This is a genomic window from Pseudomonas khorasanensis, assembly GCF_014268505.2.
GTDB classification, from domain to species: Bacteria; Pseudomonadota; Gammaproteobacteria; order Pseudomonadales; family Pseudomonadaceae; genus Aquipseudomonas; species Aquipseudomonas khorasanensis.
On the sequence record NZ_JABWQP020000009.1, the window covers coordinates 1 to 22,889 of the forward strand.

Genomic DNA, 22,889 nt, shown 5'->3' on the forward strand with positions numbered 1-22,889 from the left:
CGATTTGCAGCTAAATTACACATAAAAAACCCGGCCAATCGGGGCCGGGTCAGGAAGACGGTGGCTATATCACTCTTGTTCGGCAGGCTTGACCAATCGCTTCTCCAGTTCGCGGCAAGCGTCCTGGATCATGTCTTCTGTGATCGGGACTTCGCGGCCGTGCTCATCAATGATGGAGCAACCCAGGGACTGATCGGGCTGGGTGCGGATTACTTCAATCTTGTCTTCGCTGCTGTGTTGCAAGGACATGGCCTGTCTCCTCATCAGGTTGTGTGCCTAGGTTAAAACCGCCTCGTGACCAGGCTGTGACAACTCCCTGCGGTCTGTCGGCGGGCGGCATCTCTACTCAAACAGAAATGACCGCCCGTCTCAACCGCGACCTTAGACCAATCGTTTCTAGCAACCGGACATCACGGGCATATTTAACCTGACTCATTGTGATTTACAGAGTTCCACCCCATCTGAGTGTGTAGGCTGGCCCTATTCATCAGCGCAGACGTGAATTTCATGATTTCGATGCTTTCCTCCCGGCACCGGCGCGCCTTGCGCCTGACCAGTCATTTTCTCCTGCCGTACCGCTGGCATGCCTTTGGCGCCTTGCTCGCCCTGATCGTCACTGCCGGCATCACCTTGTCGATGGGGCAGGGCATCAAGTTGTTGGTCGATCAGGGCTTTATGACCCGGTCGCCGCATCTCCTCAACCAGTCCATTGGGATTTTCATGTTGTTGGTGTTGGGACTGGCGGTGGGCACTTTTGCCCGTTTCTACCTAGTGTCCTGGATCGGCGAGCGCGTGGTCGCCGACATCCGTCGTCAAGTGTTCAATCATCTTGTGTACTTGCATCCGGGTTTTTATGAGGACAACCGCAGTTCGGAAATTCAGTCGCGCCTGACGGCCGACACGACGTTGTTGCAATCGGTGATCGGCTCGTCACTGTCGCTGTTTTTGCGCAATCTGTTGATGGTAATCGGCGGTGTCGTGCTGCTGTTCATTACCAACCCCAAACTCACCAGCATCGTCGTGATTGCGCTGCCGCTGGTGATCGCGCCGATCCTGATTTTCGGTCGACGTGTACGCAATCTGTCGCGCCAGAGCCAGGACCGCATCGCCGACATTGGCAGCTACGTGTCCGAAACCCTCGGCCAGATCAAAACCGTTCAGGCTTACAACCATCAGGTGCAGGACGAGCAGCGTTTCGCCTCGACTGTCGAGCAAGCGTTCGAGACGGCACGTAAACGGATTTTTCAACGGGCATGGTTGATCACGCTGGTGATCGTGCTGGTGCTGGGCGCGGTGGCAGTGATGCTGTGGGTCGGCGGCATGGATGTGATGGCCGGGCGCATTTCTGCGGGAGAGCTGGCGGCGTTTGTCTTCTACAGCCTGATCGTCGGCAGTGCGTTCGGCACGTTGAGTGAAGTGATCGGCGAGCTGCAGCGCGCTGCGGGCGCCGCGGAACGGATCGCGGAGTTGCTGCGCTCGGAAAACATCATCCAGCCACCCATCACTGGACTGGTAACGTTGCCGGCGCGGGTCAAGGGTGAGATCGAACTCAGCGACGTGCGTTTTTCCTACCCGTCGCGTCCAGAAAGCTATGCGGTCGACGGTCTGAGTCTTACGGTCAAGGCGGGCGAAACCCTGGCATTGGTGGGGCCGTCCGGCGCGGGCAAGTCCACGGTTTACGATTTGTTGCTGCGCTTCTACGATCCGGGGGAGGGCCAGATTCTGCTCGATGGGGTGCCGCTGACCCGTCTTGATCCGCTGGATTTGCGTCGCTGTTTTGCGCTGGTCTCGCAAACGCCTGCGCTGTTTTTCGGGAGCGTGGAAGAGAACATCCGCTACGGTTGCCCGGCCGCCACGCTGGAGCAGGTCAAGGAAGCCGCGCGAATTGCCCACGCCCACGATTTCATCGAACAAATGCCTCAGGGCTACCAAACCCATCTCGGCGATGGCGGTCTTGGACTGTCCGGCGGGCAGCGTCAGCGACTGGCAATTGCTCGCGCTTTGCTGGTAGACGCGCCGATCCTGCTGCTGGACGAAGCTACCAGCGCCCTCGACGCGCAGAGCGAACACCTGATCCAGCAAGCCTTGCCAACGCTCATGGAAAATCGCACGACGCTGGTCATCGCGCACCGACTGGCTACGGTGAAAAACGCTGATCGTATTGCGGTGATGGATCAAGGCAAGTTGGTAGCGGTGGGCACGCATCAGGAATTGATTGCGAGCAATCCGCTGTATGCGCGGCTGGCGGCGTTGCAGTTCAATGATGGTCAAGCAGGCGACCTGTAGGAACGGCCGAAGGCTGATCTTTGACATAAAAATGCCCGCATGTAGATGCGGGCATTGTTTTGAAGCAACAATCGCAGCTTCTGCCTAACCGGACTACCGGTTACTGGTCATCAAAATAACGCTCATGCCAATCCACCAACGGCTGTGGCGAGTTGAGCTTCTGGCCGTAGATGACCGAATACGACAGCACGTTCTGCACATATTGCCGGGTTTCATCGAACGGAATGCTTTCCACCCACACGTCGAAACTCAGGTGGTCAGCGCCGCGCAGCCACTGGCGAACGCGTCCGGGGCCGGCGTTATAGGCGGCGGAGGCGAGCACGCGGTTGCCGTTGAACTGGCTGTGCACCTGGCTGAGGTAGGCGGCGCCGAGCTGGATGTTCTTGTCCGGAATGAGCACTTGCTGTGGCGAGGCCAGCGGAATGCTGAACTTGCGCGCGGTTTCCTTGGCGGTGCCGGGCATCAATTGCATCAGGCCGCTGGCGCCGACGCTGGAGCGGGCATCGTCCATGAAAGCGCTTTCCTGGCGAGTGATGGCAAACACCCAGCTCGAATGCAGACCACGCACCTTGGCTTCCCGCACGAGCGTGTCGCGGTGTGCCATCGGGAAGCGGATGTCCAGATCGTCCCAGTATTGCGCCTGGCTGATGGTGCGGATCGCGGGGAAGTACCACTTCAGGTCGTACGCCAGTTTGGCCTGGGCGACCATCTCATCGCGGTTGAAGTGGCGGCTGACGTGGTACCACTCGCGGCGCCCGTCAACGATCTGCCCGCGTGCATGAAACTCCAGAGCGCGGCGCACGCCGGGAGTGTTGCGCACTTTGTTGATCAGCGCCTGGCTGAGCACCAGCGGCTTGTTGTTCAGCGAATAGGGTGACTGTGAACGGTCGGCGGCGAGGAAACCGTAGAAATCCCGCTCCCGTGCGAGATTCTTGTACAGGGTCAACGCTTGCGGGTTCTTTGGCTGGGCCAGCTCCAGGCTACGCGCCTGCCAGTAGCGCCAGCGGTTGGTGGTGGCCAGGTCTTGCGGAAGACGTTTGGTCAGTTCGTAGGCGTCGTCCCAACGGGCCAGACGCAGCAACAGACGCAGGCGCCATTCCGAAACAGTGTTGTCGCGCAACTCTGGATCGTACTTCGTCATCACGTCCAGCGCGCGGCTGTCGAAACGGCGCGCCAGGGTCAGGCCGATTTCACGGGCGATCGCTACTTTTTCATCCCGTGAGAAATGCATGCTGCTGGCGTAACCGTCGAGCAGGGCCATCGCCTTGTCCGGATCCTGACGAGCCAGGCGGCGCAGGCCAAGGCTGACGACATCGGACATTGGCTCATCGGCCGGGCTGAAGCGCGAAGGCTGATTGAGCAACTCGGGTTTCTGCGCCACATCCACCAGCAAGCGACCGCGCGGGGCGAGGGTGGTCAGGCCGTTGATCAGGCTGTTGGCCAGCGGATAGTTACGCGCCTGCGCCGCGAGCTTGGTGCGCTCCCAGCGTTTCTGTTCGGTGAGCTGGCCGTCGGCGGCCCAAATACCGAAAAGCGTGTCACAGGCCGCGGGCTGCGATTTGCCGGTCAGCCAGAGCTTTTCGGCGTTGGCGTAGCCTTCGGCTTTTTTGTCGTGAGTGATCTGATACTGCGCATTTAGGCAGTCAAGTTCGGTGAAATTCAGTTTCGGGTCGTAGTATTTGACGAAGGTCGCCCAGTCGCCACGGTCGGCGAGCCAGCGCAACCAGCGCAGCTTCATCCAATTGGCCTGGGGCAGGTCACCGTGTTCGGCGAGGAATTTCTCGATCTCCGCATTGCTTGCGGTTTTCAGTCGCGCGGTGAGTTCGTCGTAAGCCAGGTACGGTTCCAGTGGGTAGTCGGCCAGCGCCTGGCTGTATCGAAAATACGGGCCGGTATCGCCCTTGGCCAGCGCGCGCTTGGCTTCATCGTAGTACTGGCGTTGAGTTGAAAGGTCCACCGCCTGGGCGGATTGAGCAGCAGCGGCGGTTAGTAGCAAGCAGGACAAAACACTGAAAAGGCGACTGCGCATGAGACATCCGGGCAGAGAAATCATGACAAGTGCTGACCGAAATCCGCACTGAATTGTCTGTAGCTTAGCCTTTTGCCAGCAAGCGGCGAAAGCTTTGCGAGCCTCCCTGAACAAGTTCGCAACAAATGTTGTGCAGAGTGCTCTGACAGACAAATTGCCGGCCTGCTGAAGCCTCAAGTCAGGTAGAATGCGCCCCCGGTTTTTGGAGAAGCTCATGACCCTGCTCAAATTCAGCGATGTGTCCCTTGCGTTCGGCGCTATGCCGTTGTTGGACAAGGTGTCCTGGCAGATCGCCCGTGGTGAGCGGGTGTGCATCATCGGCCGCAACGGCACTGGCAAATCCAGCATGATGAAACTGGTCAAGGGCGACCAGAAGCCCGATGACGGCTCGGTGTGGCGTGCCCCCGGTCTGAAAATCGGCGAATTGCCGCAAGAGTTGCCAGTGGCCGACGAGCGGACGGTGTTCGACGTGGTTGCCGAGGGACTCGACGGTGTCGGCGCCTTGCTCGCCGAGTACCATCACCTGAGCCAGAACATCGTCACCGACGCCGATCTGGACAAGCTGATGCACGTTCAGCACGACCTTGAAGCGCGTGATGGCTGGCGCTTGCAGACACTCGTCGACAGCACCCTCAGCCGCCTGCAGTTGCCGGCCGACAAGACGCTCGCCGAGCTGTCCGGCGGCTGGCGCCGTCGTGTACTGCTGGCGCAGGCGCTGGTGTCCGAACCTGATCTGCTGCTGCTCGACGAACCGACCAACCACCTGGACATCGGTGCGATTGCCTGGCTCGAAGAAGCACTGAAAGATTTCCAGGGCGCCGTGCTGTTCATCACGCACGACCGTTCCTTCCTGCAAAACCTCGCCACACGCATCCTCGAACTGGATCGCGGTGGCCTGATCGACTGGAACGGCGACTACGCCAGTTTCCTCGTGCACAAGGAAGCGGCGCTGGCGGCTGAAGAAACCGCCAACGCGCTGTTCGACAAGCGTCTGGCCCAGGAAGAAGTGTGGATCCGTCAGGGCATCAAGGCTCGACGTACCCGTAACGAAGGCCGCGTGCGTGCCCTGAAAGCCTTGCGCGTTGAACGCAGCGAACGTCGCGAGCGGACCGGCAAGGCCAACATTCAGCTGGAAACCGCCGACAAATCCGGCAAGCAGGTCATGGTCCTCGATAATGTGAGTTTTGCTCACCCGGGCGGGCCGTTCCTGATCAAGGATTTCTCGATGGTCCTGCAGCGCGGCGACCGTATCGGCCTGCTCGGTGCCAACGGCACCGGCAAGACCACGCTGCTGAAACTGATGCTCAGCGGTCTGCAACCGACCAGCGGCAAAGTGGAAGAGGGCACGCGGATCGACGTGGCTTACTTCGACCAGTTGCGCCATCAGCTGGATCTGGAAAAAACCGTTATCGACAACGTCGCCGAAGGTCGCGACTTCATCGACATCGACGGTCAGAGCCGCCATGTGCTCAGTTATCTCGGCGATTTCCTGTTCAGCCCGCAGCGCGCCCGCACACCGGTGAAGGCGCTGTCGGGTGGCGAGCGAGCGCGTCTGCTGCTGGCTAAACTGTTCAGCAAGCCGGCCAATCTGCTGGTGCTCGACGAACCGACCAACGACCTCGACGTGGAAACCCTCGAGCTGCTTGAAGAAGTGCTGCTGACATTCAACGGCACTGTGCTGATGGTCAGCCACGACCGGGCATTCCTCGACAACGTGGTCACCAGCACCCTGGTTTTCGAAGGGGAAGGCAAGGTGCGCGAATACGTCGGTGGCTATCAGGACTGGATCCGTCAGGGCGGTTCGCCGCGTCTGTTGGGCGTGACCGAAAGCAAGTCGGGCAAGGCAGACCTGAATTCGGCAGTGGTTACGGCTGAGCCGGCGCCGGTGGCAGCGCCCGCCGCTGCACCCGCTGCGAAGAAGAAGTTGAGCTACAAGCTGCAGCGCGAGCTGGAAGCCTTGCCGGGCGATATCGACGCCAAGGAACAGCAGATCGCTGCGGTTGAAGCCGAAATGGCTGAAGCCGGGTTCTATCAGCGTCCTGCGGCGGAAACGGCGAAAGTGATTGCTTCGCTGGAGCAACTGCAGGCTGAGCTGGATGCGTTGGTGGAGCGTTGGGCCGAGCTGGATGTCTGACTGATCCGGCGATAAAAAAGCCCGGCCTCATTTACGTGAGGCCGGGCTTTTCGCAGGCGTCGCCGACGGGCTCAGCGTTTGACCAGGTGCACTGCCAGCACATCGCAAGGTGCGCCATGCAACACGTCGTTTGCGGTTGAGCCCAGCAGTAGCGCCAGACCATGACGGCCATGACTGCCGACCACGATCAGATCGCATTGTTGTTCCTTGGCGAAGTGATGAATCTCCTGGCGTGGCTGGCCGTAAGTCAGGTGGCAGTTGGCGCCTTCGAGTTCAGGGTACTTGGCTTTCAGTTTTTCGAGGCGTTCCTTGGCCTGATCAAATTGCTGCTGTTGCAGTTGTGACAGATCCATCGGCACGTCGCCGCCGAAAGCCATCGCCATCGGTTCAACGATATGCACCAACGACAACTTCGCGCCGTTGCTCACCGACAGTTCGCGGGCGCGGTGAATGACGGGGTCGCACTCTTCGGTCAGGTCTACGGCGACCAGGATGTGGTGGTAGGGCATGAGGCGCTCCTCGCAAAGTTCAATATTGTTGAGTATGGCTGGTTTCAAGCACATTGGTTCCGAAGCGGCTCAATGGGCTCATCAAAAAACGGAGTACAGATATGACGGTCTGGATAGTGGTGTCAATCCTGTTGGTGGTTTTAAGCCCACTGGCGTGGTTGCGCCCATCACGCGCGCAGAGTGGTCGAATCGCCCTGCGCATGGAAGCGCGTCGTATGGGGCTGGCCATGCAACTGGCGCCGCAGGAGTGGCCGCACTGGTTGTCTCAGGAACCGCCGAACCCCTGCGCCCAATACCATCGCCCGCGCCGTGGCAGCCAGCCGGCATGCTGGTCCTATTGGCAGAAAACCCCGGGCGTGTGGGTCAACCAATGGCAGGAAATCTGTGAAGACCGGACGCTGCTCGATTATTTCGAAACGTTGCCGGCCAACGTTTTCAAGGTCGAGGCGGACAAGCAGATGATCGCCTTGTATTGGGGCGAGAAGGGCGAGGCGACGGTATTGCAGAATATCGACGCGACGCTGAAAGCGCTGGCGTGATACGTGGACTTTTCTCACTGCAACGGTGTGAAACGTCCGGCAGACACGCAATAAAAAGCCCGACATGATTCGTCGGGCGGGTTGGCCAGGCAGGCCGGAAACTTTTTCGCTGCTGGTGATTCTCTTCCTTCGCCAAATTTCCTTTAGCCTTTCCTAGCGTAGCCTTGTAAACGGGGCGCCGCCGGGGATTAGGGCGACTTTTCTAATTATTGATTCTATGAATGACTTGCCATGCGGGCGTGTGTTGTTGCTCATCATGGTGCAGAAATGACTGCAAAGTCGCTTTTCAGCCCGAATTTAGGGCGATTGACAATTGTCAGAAATTCCGTGAAGGTGACGTACCCGAATCAAACGGGCGTATGAATTGAGCGTTTGTCTTACAGACTGCTCCTACAGAATCCCGACTATCGCGTTGGCGGGTGTGCCGGGTGAATGGGTTATCAGCTTCGACGCCCAAGCGTCGTACTGAACCGTTTACTTGCGTCCGACGTGTACTGTTCAGCTTCCATATCGTGGAGATCAGTTGATGATTTACGAAGGTAAAGCCATCACGGTTAAAGCTCTTGAAAGTGGCATCGTCGAATTGAAATTCGACCTCAAGGGTGAGTCCGTCAACAAGTTCAACCGTCTAACCCTGAACGAACTGCGTCAGGCGGTAGACACCATCAAGGCAGATGCTTCGATCAAGGGCGTGATCGTCAGCAGCGGCAAGGACGTGTTCATCGTCGGCGCCGACATCACCGAATTTGTCGACAACTTCAAGCTGCCGGATGCCGAGCTGGTTGCTGGCAATCTCGAAGCCAACAAGATCTTCAGCGATTTCGAAGACCTGAGCGTGCCGACCGTCGTCGCCATCAACGGCATTGCCCTGGGTGGCGGTCTGGAAATGTGTCTGGCGGCTGACTATCGCGTCATGTCGAGCACGGCCAAGATCGGCCTGCCGGAAGTCAAACTGGGCATCTACCCAGGCTTCGGCGGCACCGTGCGTCTGCCGCGTCTGATCGGTGTCGATAACGCCATCGAATGGATTGCCGCCGGCAAGGAAAACCGTGCCGAAGACGCTTTGAAAGTCAGCGCCGTCGACGCCGTGGTTGCTCCAGAGAAGCTGCAGGAAGCTGCCCTTGAGCTGATCAAGCGCGCCATCTCCGGCGAGTTCGACTACAAGGCCAAGCGCCAGCCGAAACTTGAAAAAATCAAGTTGAACGCCATTGAGCAAATGATGGCTTTCGAAACCGCCAAGGGCTTCGTGGCAGGTCAGGCCGGCCCGAATTACCCGGCGCCAGTCGAAGCCATCAAGACCATCCAGAAAGCCGCGAACTTCGGTCGCGACAAGGCGCTGGAAGTCGAAGCTGCCGGTTTCGTCAAACTGGCCAAAACCTCGGCCGCGCAGAGCCTGATCGGTCTGTTCCTGAACGATCAGGAGCTGAAGAAAAAGGCCAAGGCCTACGACGAGATTGCCAAGGACGTTAAGCAGGCTGCCGTACTCGGCGCTGGCATCATGGGTGGCGGCATCGCCTATCAGTCGGCTTCCAAAGGCACGCCGATCCTGATGAAGGATATCAACGAGCACGGTATCGAGCAGGGCCTGGCCGAAGCCGCCAAGCTGCTGGTTGGCCGCGTTGATAAAGGCCGCATGACCGCCGCGAAAATGGCGGAAGTGCTCAACGGCATTCGTCCAACGCTGTCCTACGGCGATTTCGGTCATGTGGATCTGGTTGTCGAAGCTGTCGTCGAGAACCCGAAGGTCAAGCAAGCCGTACTTGCTGAAGTCGAAGACAAGGTCAAAGAGGACACCATCCTCGCATCCAACACATCGACCATTTCCATCAGCCTGCTGGCCAAGGCCCTCAAGCGTCCGGAAAACTTCGTTGGCATGCACTTCTTCAACCCGGTGCACATGATGCCGCTGGTGGAAGTGATCCGTGGCGAGAAGTCCAGCGAACAGGCGGTTGCGACCACCGTTGCCTACGCCAAGAAAATGGGCAAGAACCCGATCGTCGTCAACGACTGCCCGGGCTTCCTCGTCAACCGCGTACTGTTCCCGTACTTTGGCGGTTTCGCCAAGCTGGTCAGCGCCGGTGTGGACTTCGTCCGTATCGACAAGGTCATGGAGAAATTCGGCTGGCCAATGGGCCCAGCGTACCTGATGGACGTGGTCGGCATCGACACCGGCCACCACGGTCGTGACGTCATGGCCGAGGGTTTCCCGGATCGCATGAAGGATGACCGTCGCTCGGCCATTGACGTACTTTACGAGGCCAAGCGTCTGGGTCAGAAGAACGGCAAGGGCTTCTACGCCTATGAGGCCGACAAGAAAGGCAAGCAGAAGAAAGTCGCCGACCCGTCGGTGCTGGAAGTGCTCAAGCCGATTGTTTACGAGCAGCGCGAAGTCACTGACGAAGACATCATCAACTGGATGATGATCCCGCTGTGCCTGGAAACCGTGCGTTGCCTGGAAGACGGCATCGTTGAAACCGCCGCCGAAGCCGACATGGGTCTGGTTTACGGTATCGGGTTCCCTCCGTTCCGTGGCGGTGCGCTGCGCTACATCGATTCGATCGGTGTCGCCGAGTTCGTTGCCCTGGCTGACCAGTACGCTGATTTGGGCGCGCTGTACCACCCGACCGCGAAGCTGCGCGAAATGGCCAAGACCGGCCAACGCTTCTTCGGTTAAGTGCCCCCAACTAGAGTGAGAGTGAACGTATGAGCTTGAATCCTAGAGACGTCGTGATTGTCGACTTCGGTCGTACTCCGATGGGCCGCTCCAAGGGCGGCATGCACCGCAACACCCGCGCCGAAGACATGTCGGCGCACCTGATCAGCAAACTGCTGGAGCGCAACGCCAAGGTCGATCCGGCTGAAGTCGAGGACGTGATCTGGGGCTGTGTAAACCAGACCCTGGAGCAGGGCTGGAACATTGCGCGCATGGCGTCGCTGATGACCCAGATTCCACACACGTCTGCCGGCCAGACTGTGAGCCGTTTGTGCGGCTCGTCGATGAGCGCGCTGCACACCGCTGCGCAAGCGATCATGACCGGCAACGGTGACGTCTTCGTCGTCGGCGGCGTCGAGCACATGGGCCACGTCAGCATGATGCACGGTGTCGATCCGAACCCGCACATGTCCCTCTACGCGGCGAAAGCCTCGGGCATGATGGGTCTGACTGCAGAGATGCTCGGCAAAATGCATGGCATCACCCGTGAACAGCAAGACGCCTTCGGCGTGCGTTCCCACCAGTTGGCCCACAAGGCAACCGTGGAAGGCAAGTTCAAGGATGAAATCATCCCGATGCAGGGCTACGACGAGAATGGTTTCCTGAAACTGTTCGACTACGACGAAACCATTCGTCCGGAAACTACCCTGGAAAGTCTGGCGGCACTCAAGCCTGCCTTCAATCCAAAGGGCGGCACTGTGACTGCCGGTACTTCGTCGCAGATCACCGACGGTGCGTCGTGCATGATCGTGATGTCGGCGCAGCGTGCGCAGGATCTTGGTATCCAGCCGATGGCGGTGATTCGCTCGATGGCTGTGGCGGGTGTGGATCCGGCAATCATGGGCTATGGTCCAGTGCCAGCGACACAAAAAGCCCTGAAGCGTGCCGGCCTTGGCATCAACGATATCGACTTCTTCGAGCTCAACGAAGCTTTCGCCGCACAGGCCCTGCCAGTGCTGAAAGATTTGAAAGTGCTCGACAAGATGAACGAGAAGGTTAACCTGCACGGCGGTGCAATCGCCCTGGGTCACCCGTTCGGTTGCTCCGGTGCGCGTATTTCCGGCACTCTGCTGAACGTGATGAAGCAGAATAGCGGCACCTTCGGGGTGGCCACTATGTGCATTGGTCTCGGCCAAGGCATCTCCACGGTCTTCGAACGCGTTTAAGCGTTTCGTCGATGGAAGCCGGGGCCAAGTGCCCCGGTTTTTGTTTTTGCGGATTTATTTTGTTTTTATTTTTGAAAAAAATTTAGCGAGGGCCAAACCATGCCGATACAACCTGGGCTCTATCAACATTACAAAGGTCCGCAGTACCGCGTATTCAGTATTGCGCGGCATTCCGAGACCGAAGAAGAAGTGGTCTTTTACCAAGCCCTGTATGGCGATTACGGCTTTTGGGTTCGCCCATTGAGCATGTTCGTCGAGTCGGTCGAGGTTGACGGCGAGCAGGTGCCACGCTTTGCTTTGGTGCAGGCCGAACCAAGCATTTTTGACAAGGCATGAGGCGGGCGCGCAGACAACCCTGCGCTTGACCTCACCTTGTATCAACTATATATAGCGGTGCCGCGTCAGGCGCCAACCGCCTTTCACTTCTAGAATTCAGGAATTTTCTGATCCATGGGCAAATCGCTGGTCATTGTGGAATCCCCGGCTAAGGCCAAGACCATCAACAAGTATCTGGGCAACCAATACGTGGTGAAGTCGAGTATCGGCCATATCCGAGACCTGCCCACCAGCGGTTCGGCTAGCGCCAGCAAAGAGCCAGCCGCCAAGCGCGGCAAGGCTGCCGCGGGCGAAGGTCCGGTGCTCTCGCCGAAAGAGAAAGCGCGCAAGCAGCTGGTCTCGCGCATGGGCGTCGATCCCGATCATGGCTGGAAAGCCAAGTACGAGATCCTTCCAGGCAAGGAAAAGGTCATCGAAGAGCTGCGCCGGCTCGCCAAGGATGCTGACACCATCTATCTCGCAACCGACTTGGATCGCGAGGGGGAAGCCATTGCCTGGCACCTGCGCGAAGCCATTGGTGGCGACGACAGTCGCTACAAGCGTGTGGTGTTCAACGAGATCACCAAGAAGGCCATTCAGGAAGCGTTTTCCAAGCCAGGTGAACTCGACATTGATCGCGTCAACGCGCAACAGGCGCGCCGCTTCCTTGATCGCGTGGTCGGCTACATGGTTTCGCCACTGCTTTGGGCGAAAATTGCCCGTGGCTTGTCCGCTGGCCGAGTGCAATCGGTTGCCGTGAAACTGGTGGTTGAGCGTGAGCGCGAAATCCGCGCCTTCAACCCGGAAGAATACTGGGAAGTGCACGCCGATCTCGGCACCACCAAAGGTTCGACCGTGCGTTTCGAAGTCGCCCGCGAGAAAGGCGAGGCCTTCAAGCCGCTCAACGAAGCCCAGGCCATGGCCGCGCTGGAGAAGCTGAAGTCTTCGAGCTACAGCATCGTCAAGCGTGAAGACAAACCGACCAGCAGCAAGCCGTCAGCGCCTTTCATTACGTCTACCTTGCAGCAAGCAGCGAGCAACCGCCTGGGCTTCGGCGTGAAGAAAACCATGATGATGGCCCAGCGTCTGTACGAAGCCGGCTACATCACTTATATGCGTACCGACTCGACCAATCTCTCGGCTGATGCCGTGGCGATGGCGCGTACGTACATCGAAGACGAGTTCGGCAAGAAATACCTGCCGGAAACGCCGAACGTCTACAGCAGCAAGGAAGGTGCTCAGGAAGCTCACGAAGCGATTCGTCCTTCAGACGCCAATACGACGCCGGCCAAGCTGGCGGGTATGGAACGTGACGCTGAGCGCCTGTACGAGCTGATCTGGCGCCAGTTCCTCGCTTGCCAGATGCTGCCGGCGCAATACCTGTCCACAACCGTAAGCGTGGGTGCTGGCGACTTCGAGCTGCGCGCCAAGGGCCGTATTCTCAAGTTCGATGGTTACACCCGCGTCATGCCGCAAATAACCAAGCCAGGTGACGACGACGTTCTGCCCGATATGGCGCAAGGCGACGTGATGAAGCTGATCAAGCTTGATCCATCCCAGCACTTCACCAAGCCGCCGGCCCGTTACTCGGAAGCCAGTCTGGTGAAGGAAATGGAGAAGCGCGGTATCGGCCGTCCTTCGACTTATGCGGCGATTATTTCGACCATTCAGGATCGCGGCTACGTAACCTTGCACAACCGTCGTTTCTACTCGGAAAAGATGGGTGACATTGTTACCGAGCGTCTGTCGGAGAGCTTCTCCAACCTGATGGACTACGGCTTCACCGCCGGCATGGAAGAAAACCTCGATGACGTGGCCCAGGGCGAGCGAGACTGGAAAAACGTGCTGGACGAGTTCTACGGCGATTTCAAAAAGAAACTCGAAGTAGCGGAAAACCCGGACAGCGGCATGCGTGCCAACCAGCCGGTCATGACCGATATCCCGTGCACGACCTGCGGCCGTCCGATGCAGATCCGTACTGCATCCACTGGCGTGTTCCTCGGCTGCTCGGGCTACAGCCTGCCGCCGAAAGAACGCTGCAAGGCGACCGTCAACCTGGTGCCAGGCGACGAGATCGCTGCAGATGACGAGGGTGAGTCCGAGTCTCTGGTATTGCGCGGCAAGCATCGCTGCCCGATCTGCAGCACGGCGATGGACGCGTACCTGCTGGATGAGAAGCGCAAGCTGCACATCTGCGGTAACAACCCGGATTGCGCCGGTTATGAGATTGAGGAGGGCAGCTATCGCATCAAGGGCTACGAAGGTCCGAGCCTGGAATGCGACAAGTGTGGCAGCGAAATGCAGCTCAAGACTGGCCGTTTCGGCAAGTTTTTCGGTTGCACCAATCCGACCTGCAAGAACACCCGCAAACTGCTGAAAAGCGGTGACGCGGCGCCGCCGAAGATGGACCCGGTGAAGATGCCTGAGCTGAAATGCGAAAAGGTCAACGACACCTACATCCTGCGTGACGGCGCCTCCGGTCTGTTCCTGGCGGCCAGTCAGTTCCCGAAAAACCGTGAGACTCGCGCTCCGCTGGTGATTGAGATTCTGCCGCACAAGGACGAGATTGATCCGAAGTATCACTTCCTGTGCGAGGCGCCACAGAAAGATCCTGATGGCCTGCCAGCGGTTATCCGTTACAGCCGCAAGACCAAGGAGCAATACGTGCAGACCGAAGTTGATGGCAAGCCTACTGGCTGGAAGGCCTACTACGACGGTGGCAAGTGGACGGTTGAAGACAAGCGCAGCGCAAAGGCGAAGGCTGAGTAAGCGTTAGCCTGAAAAGCGAAAAGGCCGCATGAAACCTCCGGGATGTCATGCGGCCTTTTTGTTTTGTGCTTGCGGTGGCGACGGCTGTTCCATGACACTGTCCGGCCTGTATGAAGCAATTATTTCGTTGTGGAGGCTGCCGTCATGGCCCACGAACTCTATACCCGTACCAACCAGAAGATTTATTTCGCCGGCCTGTCGCTGGAAGCCCTGGCGCGCGCTGAAGAGGGGCGGGCGATGAATTCTTTGGCGTTGATTCAAGCCGGGCGCGAATCAGCGTTGTTCCATCTTTACGGCGCTTTGCTGGGTTTGTGTCATGAGATCGCCGGTTTCTACCGTCTGCCGCAGGCCAATGCGCCAAGGGCGGAGGAGCTGTTGAGGCGAGAGGTGCTGGAGTCGATAGCGATTCCGGAGCTCGCGGAAATGGTCGAGCTGGCCGGTAACCCGGAAACCTGGCTGGCCAAACTGCTGGCGGCGCACGCGGCGCTGTTTCAACCTCCAAGGGTGCCACACAAACCGAAAGGGGACGTGACGCAGCCGCTGATTCAGGCCGTCAATCTTGATGAAGAACAGGTTTCAGAAGAGCTCAGCCGAGAAGACCTCGAGAGCTGGATGCAGAACCTTAAAGCTTTGGCGATCCGCTTCCGTGAAGGCTTGAACGAATGCTGAGGGCGATTGACGCGGTGGCAATCGGAAACATGCTGCTGGTCAAGATCCTGAGCGAAGCTCGAATGATGTCTATATAATCGCAGCCTTTCGTGGAGAACAGACTTATATGCCAACGTCCTTTCTAGAAATTGTCGAGTTACCAGACGGCCGAATCGAACTGCGCAGGGCTGAGGACGAAGGTTCTCTGGTGACGCTGGATTTCTCCGAGGATGCCAAGGCGTTCCTTCAAGGTCAGCACGTCGAAATTGCCAAGGCGATGTTGAGCGTCGGCGTACAGATGGCGGGGCGTATGGTTGAGGGCGAGTTTGATAAGGAAGAGGGGCCGCGGGTTCTTCATTGATCCGCGCCTTGTTTTGTCTCGGTCGCTTGCGCTTCAGATCGGCTTCTCTGTCCTTGGAGAAGCCCTGCGCTTCAAACAGCGCGCATTATGAATCATCAACCCAAACGAATATTCAAACTCTGTGCGTCGCCCGTGCGTGCAGCGCTGATCAACTGCTGCCGCAAATTGGCATTCAGCGGATTGAGCCAGGTAACCACGGTGTGGCTGCGGCCCAGGCGCAAAGCTTCGCACGCCAGTTGCTGAGCACTTTGAGTGCCGCGCGGTTGCAGTAGCAGAATGCGCTCGCGGTTCAGTCCGGCCTCACGCAGCCAGATTTGAGTCAGGCTGGCGGGTGGTGCGATGAGTGTCAGCCACCGGGCGTCCTGATTTTCGCTGAGTTCGCGAAGGATCGGAGCAAGCAGATTCAAGCAGTTCCCGGCCGCGCCCCGCAGTGACAGCTCACTGAATGCGTCAGGTTTGGCATTCCATTCACGCTCGTCCACGTCTTTCAGGATCGGCGCCATGGGTTGCGCCAGAAACGCTTCGAATAAAGGCAGTTGTGTTTGCTGAGGTGTTTGTGGGAACTGCATAAAGCCTCCTTTAGCGGCGAATGACGCCGACGCTCAAGCCTTCGATCACCAGTTCCTGATCTTTCAGGTCGACTTCGATAGGGGCGAACTCGGGATTTTCGGCGATCAGCCAGACTTTGCTGCCTTCGCGCTTGAAGCGTTTGACCGTCACTTCGTCGCCGATGCGGGCAACGACGACCTGGCCGTTACGCGCTTCGCGAGTGGTGTGCACTGCCAGCAGGTCACCGTCGAAAATGCCGATGTCCTTCATGCTCATACCGTGAACACGCAGCAGGTAGTCGGCACGAGGATGGAAAAAGGTCGGGTTGATGTTGCAGGATTCTTCAATGTGCTGCTGGGCAAGGATCGGCGCGCCGGCAGCCACCCGGCCAATGATCGGCAGGGTGGAATCGTCGGCCTTGGCCTCGAAACCGGGAATGCGGATGCCGCGAGACGCGCCCGGGGTCATCTCGATCGCGCCTTTGCGGGCCAGCGCCTTGAGATGTTCTTCCGCCGCATTTGGCGATTTGAAGCCCAGCTCCTGAGCGATTTCCGCACGGGTTGGCGGGTAGCCGTTGTCTTCGAGGCAGCGTTTGATAAAGGCCAGAATCTCGGCTTGGCGTGGCGTCAGCTTTAGCATAATGATCGCTCTGTCTTTTTATACAGTGACTGGGATTATATACAGTGAAACGGTCTTGGCAATGGCCGTTTTTTCGCCGACCGCCGAGTGGTCGTCAGGCACGCTTATTAATGCTGCTGCCTTGTGTGGTTAAATAGCTGACCGACCATTCCCAAAACGGACTGGCAGGCTTGACAAGGCAAAGGCTGAAACGTATGTTTCAAACAAGTGTTTGTCAGGCGGAGTAGCCATGGCCCAGTCGGAAACCGTTGAACGCATTCTTGATGCTGCCGAGCAGTTGTTCGCGGAGAAAGGATTCGCTGAAACCTCATTGCGTTTGATCACCAGCAAGGCTGGCGTCAATCTGGCTGCGGTGAATTATCACTTCGGTTCGAAGAAGGCGCTGATCCAGGCCGTGTTCTCGCGTTTTCTGGGACCGTTTTGCGTCAGCCTCGATAAAGAGCTGGAGCGCCGTCAGGCCAAGCCTGAAAACAAGCCGACGCTCGAAGAACTGCTGGAAATCCTCGTCGAGCAAGCCCTTGTCGTGCAGCCACGCAGCGGTAACGACCTGTCGATCTTCATGCGTTTGCTTGGCCTCGCGTTCAGCCAGAGCCAGGGCCACTTGCGTCGTTATCTGGAAGATATGTACGGCAAGGTGTTCCGCCGCTACATGCTGCTGGTCAACGAAGCTGCGCCACGCATTCCACCGATCGAACTGTTCTGGCGCGTGCATTTCATGCTCGGCGCGGCGGCGTTCAGCATGTCCGGGATCAAGGCCTTGCGAGCGATTGCCGAGACCGATTTCGGCGTCAATACGTCCATCGAACAAGTGATGCGTCTCATGGTGCCGTTTCTCGCTGCGGGTATGCGCGCTGAAACCGGCGTCACCGATACAGCCATGGCCGCCGCGCAACTGCGTCCGCGCAGCAAATCCGCGCCAGTTGCCGCCAAGGTTTGACCTCGCACGGGTGGGCGTAGCGGGTTGTATCCGCTAAGCTAGCCGCCCATGCCGACTCCCGTACTGAACCCGATCCGCATGAACCCTGCTGACCGACCGGCCACTGCCCTCGATCGCGAGCTCATGCCGACCGGGTTCTTCGTTTTCAAGGAATGCTTATGACTGCTGGCCTGCAAGGCTCGTTGATGGTGGACGTCGCCGGTACCTGGCTGACGGCCGAAGATCGCCAACTGTTGCGTCAGCCCGAAGTGGGCGGCCTGATTATTTTTGCTCGCAATATCGAGCATCCCCGCCAGGTGCGCGAGCTCAGCGCAGCCATCCGCGCCATTCGCCCGGATTTGCTGTTGGCGGTGGATCAGGAAGGCGGGCGCGTGCAGCGTCTGCGTCAGGGCTTCGTCCGGCTGCCGGCCATGCGCGCCATCGCCGACAACCCGAATGCCGAATACCTCGCCGAGCAATGTGGCTGGATCATGGCAACCGAAGTGCTGGCGGTCGGGCTTGATCTGAGTTTCGCCCCGGTGCTGGATTTGGACTATCAGCGCAGCGCCGTGGTCGGCACCCGTTCTTTTGAAGGCAATCCCGAGCGCGCTGCGTTGCTCGCCGGCGCGTTCATTCGCGGCATGAACAGCGCGGGCATGGCTGCCACCGGCAAGCATTTCCCGGGACACGGCTGGGCCGAAGCCGATTCGCACGTCGCTATCCCGAACGACGAGCGCAGCCTTGACGAGATCCGCGCCAACGACCTGGTGCCATTCGCCCGTTTGAGCAAGCAGTTGGCGGCAGTCATGCCGGCGCACGTTATTTATCCGCAGGTCGATTCACAGCCCGCCGGTTTCTCCCGGCGCTGGCTGCAGGACATGCTGCGTGGCGAATTGCAGTTTGACGGCGTGATCTTCAGTGACGACCTGTCGATGGCCGGCGCCCATGTGGTCGGTGATGCTGCCAGCCGTATCGAAGCCGCGCTGAGCGCCGGTTGCGACATGGGCCTGGTGTGCAACGATCGCGCGGCGGCTGAACTGGCCCTGAGTGCCGCCCAGCGCATGAAGGTCAAGCCTTCCTCGCGCATCGCGAAGATGCGTGGTCAGGCCTTCGCCAGCACCGATTATCGTCAGGACCCGCGTTGGCTCACCGCCCTCGGCGCGCTCAAAGACGCTCAACTGATCGATTAAGGATTTTTCGTTATGACCGTTTACGCAATCATCGGTGGCACTGGCCTGACTCAGCTGGAAGGCTTGATCATTCGTCAGTCGCTGGCAGTCGATACCCCTTACGGCGCGCCGTCGGCCGAGGTGCAAATCGGTGAATATGCTGGCAAGGAAGTGTTGTTCCTGGCTCGTCATGGCCACCCGCACCGCTTTCCGCCACACAAGGTCAACTACCGCGCAAACCTTTGGGCATTGAAGCAGGCCGGTGCCGAAGCGATCATCGCAGTGAATGCCGTAGGCGGCATTCATCCGGCGATGGGTACCGGGCATTTTTGCGTGCCGCATCAGATCGTCGATTACACCAGCGGCCGCGAGCACACCTATTTCGCGGATGATCTGGAGCACGTCACTCACATCGATTTCAGCTTCCCGTACAGCGAGCCGTTACGTCAGCAACTGATTGCCGCCGTGGCCGCCGAAGGCTGCGAGTACAGCGATCGAGGCGTGTACGCCTGCACCCAGGGACCTCGTCTGGAAACGGTCGCCGAGATCGTGCGACTGGAACGTGATGGCTGCGACATTGTCGGCATGACCGGTATGCCGGAAGCCGCGCTGGCTCGCGAACTGAATCTGGATTACGCCTGTCTGGCATTGGTGGTCAATCCGGCAGCCGGCAAGACCACCGAAGTCATCACCATGGCCGAAATCGAACAGGCATTGCACGATGGCATGGGCAAGGTGAAGTCGACACTGGCGCGGGTGCTGGCCGGCTAAGGACTGTCCATGAGCATTCTCATCGAGCGGCTTAAAGGGCTGGAATGGACTCGGGCATTCAACAGCAAGGCGCTTGCCAAGGCCCGCGCTTATGCCACTGATGACCGGGTAGAGATCATCGAGATCGATGACAGAAAGATCGAGGCGTTCTGCGTCGGTTCAGAGCTTCAGGCGTATGAGCAAACCATTTACCTGTCCGAAGATCGGTTGGGATCGGTTAGCTTGCGATGCCTGTGCAGCTGTCCGGTTGCACTGGACTGCAAGCACAGCGCGGCGGTGATCTACCACCTGCTCGGCACGGGTGAGGATGCGTCTGACAATGACGCACAGGTTTCCCTGGGTCGGGCGCTGGAGCATTGGCTCTCAACAATTCCTGGGCCGGCCAAGCCCGCTGAAGAAAGTGCGCAAACCGCAGGCACGCGTCTGTTTTACAAACTCAAGCCGACGTCGGTGAGCGGCAAGTGGCTGCTCGATATTTTCAAGGTCAACCAGCTCAAGAGCGGCGAATTGCGCGAAGTCAAACCGATGTACTCGCTATCGGAAATGCTCATGCGCCAGCCCGGCTACCTGTCCGAGCTGGACCTGCGCATCGCCAGGCTGCTGGTCGCCATGCATTCCCATCACGCCTATTACAGCGGCTACCCGCTGGAAGGCAGCAGCGGTGCCGAACTCCTGGAAATGCTCCTGCGCACCTCGCGTCTGTTCCTCGACTTCGAAGACCTGCGGCCACTGACGCTGGGCGTGAAGCGCGTGGGCCAATTCGCCTGGGCTGAACAGGCTGACGGTGGGTTCCGAGCGCAATGGAGCAGTGCTGAAGCCGTGCGAGAAACGGTACTCGCGCTGGAGCCGCTTTATTACCTCGATCGTGAACAGCGACAGGTTGGACCTCTATTCACTGAGCTGGAAGAAAAACTCGCCTGCCACCTTGCCCTGGCACCGGACATTCCGGCCCGTCAGGCCATGCAATTCAGCCATCGCATGAGCGCGGCGACCAAAATCCCGCCGCCACATCAACTGACCGAACGAATCATCGATGACGTGCTGCCGCACCCGCAACTGACCCTGGTCAGCGGTCGAGAACGCTCACGCTGGGAATACGTATTGGAGCATCGCGCCGCTCTGGTGTTTACCTACAACGGTCATCCGGCGGTGGATCGCAACCCTGAAGTGATGATCCTCAACGGCAGCGAAACCCAGCGCATTCAACGCCAGCCTGAGCTGGAAAAGAAACTGCGCCAGAACCTGCAAAAACATGGTTTCAAGAAAGCCACGCGCAAGAGCACTCTGGATCGTCCCGGCGAGATGTTTACGTTGGCGGATGATTCGGCATGGCTCGGGTTCATGCATGAAGGGCTGGCCACACTGCGCGCCGCGAACTGGCAGATCGAGATCAGTCCCGGTTTCCATTTCAATGTGCAGCCGGTTGAGCAGTGGTACGCCGAGGTCGAAGAAGAGGCAGGGCATCAGTGGTTTGATTTGCAGTTAGGCATCGTCGTCAATGGCCAGCGCTACAGCCTGTTGCCGATTCTTCTGCACTTGTTACGCACCCAGCCGCGTTTGCTCGACCCGGTCAATCTGGCGCAACGCAGCGATGACGAAAAACTGCTGATCGAACTCAAAACCAACGGTTTTGGCGACTCGGCAGGCGCCAAGGTCGCGTTGCCGCTGAGTCGGGTCAAACCGTTGATGGCGACACTGGGCGAACTGTATCTCGGAGGTCAACAGGGTGATGCACTGCGCTTGACCGCCCCGGACGCGGCGCGCCTGAGTATGCTCGACGGTGTGCCGCTGGATTGGCAGGGCGGCGAACGGCTGCGCAACTTTGCCAAACGCCTGCAGAACTCCAGCCACAGCCACGTCGCCGCACCGGTCGGCCTTAACGCGCAGCTGCGTCCGTATCAGCTCGAAGGGCTGAACTGGATGCAGACCCTGCGCGAGCTGGAAGTCGGCGGCATTCTGGGCGATGACATGGGCCTGGGCAAAACCCTGCAGACCCTGGCGCATCTACTCGCGGAAAAACACGCCGGACGCCTCGATTGCCCGGCGCTGGCGGTCATGCCCACCAGCCTGATTCCCAACTGGCTCGACGAAGCCGAGCGCTTCACCCCGCAGTTGAAAGTATTGGCGCTGCACGGATCCGGGCGGCAAAAGGATTTCGCCAATCTGGCCGAATACGATCTGGTGCTGACCACCTACGCCTTGTTGCCCAGGGATCTGGAGGTCCTGCAGCCGCAGTCGTGGAGTGTGCTGATTCTCGACGAGGCGCAAAACATCAAGAACCCGCTCAGCAAAGCCGCTCAGGCCGCGCGCGACCTGCAGGCGCGACAGCGCTTGTGTCTGAGCGGCACGCCACTGGAAAACCACCTCGGCGAGCTGTGGTCGCAGTTCCATTTCCTCATGCCCGGCTGGCTCGGCGATAGCAAGTCCTTCAATCGTGATTACCGCACGCCGATCGAGAAGCATGGAAATGTGCAGCGTATGCAGCACCTGACAGCGCGGATAAAACCGTTTCTACTTCGCCGCAAGAAAGATCAGGTCGCCACGGAGTTGCCACCGAAAACCGAAATCATCCATTGGGTCGAGCTGAGCGACGGGCAGCGTGATGTCTATGAAACAGTGCGCGTGGCGATGGACAAAAAGGTCCGCGACGAAATCGCCCGCAGTGGCGTGGCGCGCAGTCAGATCATCATTCTCGATGCACTGTTGAAGTTGCGTCAGGTCTGTTGCGATCTGCGTCTGGTCAATATGCCACTCACGGCGAAGGCCTTGCGTTCAGGCAGCGGCAAGCTGATCAGCCTGATGGAAATGCTTGAAGAGTTGCTTGGCGAAGGCCGGAGAATTCTGCTGTTCTCTCAGTTCACGTCGATGCTGGCGCTGATTGAGCAGGAGTTGCAGCAACGAGGGCTTGGTTATTCGTTGCTGACAGGCGACACCACAGACCGTCGCACGCCGGTCAAGGATTTCCAGGGCGGCAAAGTGCCGTTATTCCTGATCAGCCTCAAGGCCGGGGGCACGGGTTTGAACCTGACGGCGGCGGACACGGTGATCCACTTTGATCCCTGGTGGAATCCTGCAGTGGAAAATCAGGCCACTGACCGGGCGTATCGTATCGGCCAGAACAACCCGGTGTTTGTATACAAGCTGATCGCCAAAGGCACGGTCGAGGAAAAAATCCAGGCGCTGCAGCAGGAGAAGGCTGCGCTGGCGGGGGCGGTGCTCGAAGGTGGCACGACGGGTGGCTTCAAGCTGGAGCAGGGCGATATCGAGGCGTTGTTTGCGCCGCTGCCGGTTTCCAGAGGTTGACGGGTTTGAATCGCGGTGTGGCCATTCGCGAGCAGGCTCGCTCCCACATTTGATCTTCAGTGAATCTGGATCG

General features: G+C 58.8%; 18 protein-coding genes. 13 read left to right on the forward strand and 5 right to left on the reverse strand.

Features of this window, described 5'->3' with window-relative positions:
- Positions 1-69: 69 nt before the first annotated feature.
- Complete coding sequence (locus HU727_RS18015) at positions 70-249, reverse strand: PA1571 family protein (protein WP_186533560.1); 180 nt, start codon at positions 247-249, stop codon at positions 70-72.
- A gap of 258 nt (positions 250-507) precedes the next feature.
- On the opposite strand from HU727_RS18015, the gene HU727_RS18020 reads away from it, so the two are divergent.
- Entirely contained in the window at positions 508-2,286 is a 1,779-nt protein-coding gene (locus tag HU727_RS18020; protein ID WP_186533559.1) for an ABC transporter transmembrane domain-containing protein, read from the forward strand.
- 100 nt (positions 2,287-2,386) lie between these two features.
- Here HU727_RS18020 and HU727_RS18025 read toward each other — a convergent pair whose 3' ends face one another.
- Positions 2,387-4,315, reverse strand: a complete 1,929-nt coding sequence (locus tag HU727_RS18025) for a transglycosylase SLT domain-containing protein (protein WP_186533558.1) — start codon at positions 4,313-4,315, stop codon at positions 2,387-2,389.
- Positions 4,316-4,529: 214 nt separating this feature from the next.
- Between HU727_RS18025 and HU727_RS18030 the strand changes: the two genes are divergently transcribed.
- Entirely contained in the window at positions 4,530-6,449 is a 1,920-nt protein-coding gene (locus HU727_RS18030) for an ATP-binding cassette domain-containing protein (protein ID WP_186533557.1), read from the forward strand.
- 71 nt (positions 6,450-6,520) lie between these two features.
- Here HU727_RS18030 and HU727_RS18035 read toward each other — a convergent pair whose 3' ends face one another.
- Positions 6,521-6,958 carry a universal stress protein gene (locus tag HU727_RS18035; protein WP_186533556.1) on the reverse strand — a complete coding sequence of 146 codons (438 nt, stop codon included), beginning with the start codon at positions 6,956-6,958 and terminating at the stop codon, positions 6,521-6,523.
- Between the two features lie 101 nt (positions 6,959-7,059).
- Between HU727_RS18035 and HU727_RS18040 the strand changes: the two genes are divergently transcribed.
- From HU727_RS18040 to HU727_RS18070, 7 genes are all read left to right on the forward strand, one after another.
- A complete protein-coding gene (locus tag HU727_RS18040) occupies positions 7,060-7,497 on the forward strand; it encodes a hypothetical protein (protein ID WP_186533555.1) in 438 nt (145 codons plus the stop codon).
- A gap of 526 nt (positions 7,498-8,023) precedes the next feature.
- A complete protein-coding gene (gene fadB / locus HU727_RS18045; protein ID WP_186533554.1) occupies positions 8,024-10,171 on the forward strand; it encodes a fatty acid oxidation complex subunit alpha FadB in 2,148 nt (715 codons plus the stop codon).
- Between the two features lie 29 nt (positions 10,172-10,200).
- Positions 10,201-11,376, forward strand: a complete 1,176-nt coding sequence (gene fadA, locus HU727_RS18050) for an acetyl-CoA C-acyltransferase FadA (RefSeq protein ID WP_007910465.1) — start codon at positions 10,201-10,203, stop codon at positions 11,374-11,376.
- A 99-nt stretch (positions 11,377-11,475) separates the two neighbouring features.
- Positions 11,476-11,712: a DUF1653 domain-containing protein gene (locus HU727_RS18055; RefSeq protein WP_186533553.1), complete on the forward strand. Its 237-nt coding sequence runs from the start codon at positions 11,476-11,478 to the stop codon at positions 11,710-11,712.
- 114 nt (positions 11,713-11,826) lie between these two features.
- Entirely contained in the window at positions 11,827-14,460 is a 2,634-nt protein-coding gene (gene topA, locus HU727_RS18060; protein ID WP_186533552.1) for a type I DNA topoisomerase, read from the forward strand.
- 144 nt (positions 14,461-14,604) lie between these two features.
- Positions 14,605-15,129 (forward strand): DUF6586 family protein, encoded by a 525-nt coding sequence (locus HU727_RS18065; RefSeq protein WP_186533551.1) that lies wholly within the window; start codon positions 14,605-14,607, stop codon positions 15,127-15,129.
- Between the two features lie 106 nt (positions 15,130-15,235).
- On the forward strand, positions 15,236-15,469 hold the full coding sequence (locus HU727_RS18070; RefSeq protein ID WP_003226592.1) for a hypothetical protein: 234 nt from the start codon (positions 15,236-15,238) through the stop codon (positions 15,467-15,469).
- A 95-nt stretch (positions 15,470-15,564) separates the two neighbouring features.
- Here the strand turns inward: HU727_RS18070 and sulA are convergent, their stop codons facing one another.
- Both sulA and lexA read right to left on the reverse strand, forming a co-directional pair.
- Positions 15,565-16,038 carry an SOS-induced cell division inhibitor SulA gene (sulA, locus tag HU727_RS18075; protein ID WP_186533550.1) on the reverse strand — a complete coding sequence of 158 codons (474 nt, stop codon included), beginning with the start codon at positions 16,036-16,038 and terminating at the stop codon, positions 15,565-15,567.
- Between the two features lie 10 nt (positions 16,039-16,048).
- Complete coding sequence (gene lexA / locus HU727_RS18080) at positions 16,049-16,657, reverse strand: transcriptional repressor LexA (RefSeq protein WP_016775490.1); 609 nt, start codon at positions 16,655-16,657, stop codon at positions 16,049-16,051.
- A 229-nt stretch (positions 16,658-16,886) separates the two neighbouring features.
- Here lexA and HU727_RS18085 point away from each other — a divergent pair, with 229 nt between their 5' ends.
- From HU727_RS18085 to HU727_RS18100, 4 genes are all read left to right on the forward strand, one after another.
- Complete coding sequence (locus HU727_RS18085) at positions 16,887-17,594, forward strand: TetR/AcrR family transcriptional regulator (RefSeq protein ID WP_186533549.1); 708 nt, start codon at positions 16,887-16,889, stop codon at positions 17,592-17,594.
- Positions 17,595-17,764: 170 nt separating this feature from the next.
- A complete protein-coding gene (nagZ, locus tag HU727_RS18090; RefSeq protein ID WP_186533564.1) occupies positions 17,765-18,763 on the forward strand; it encodes a beta-N-acetylhexosaminidase in 999 nt (332 codons plus the stop codon).
- 12 nt (positions 18,764-18,775) lie between these two features.
- Positions 18,776-19,513 carry an S-methyl-5'-thioinosine phosphorylase gene (locus HU727_RS18095; protein ID WP_186533548.1) on the forward strand — a complete coding sequence of 246 codons (738 nt, stop codon included), beginning with the start codon at positions 18,776-18,778 and terminating at the stop codon, positions 19,511-19,513.
- Positions 19,514-19,522: 9 nt separating this feature from the next.
- A complete protein-coding gene (locus tag HU727_RS18100) occupies positions 19,523-22,816 on the forward strand; it encodes a DEAD/DEAH box helicase (RefSeq protein WP_186533547.1) in 3,294 nt (1,097 codons plus the stop codon).
- The last annotated feature ends 73 nt before the right edge of the window (positions 22,817-22,889 follow it).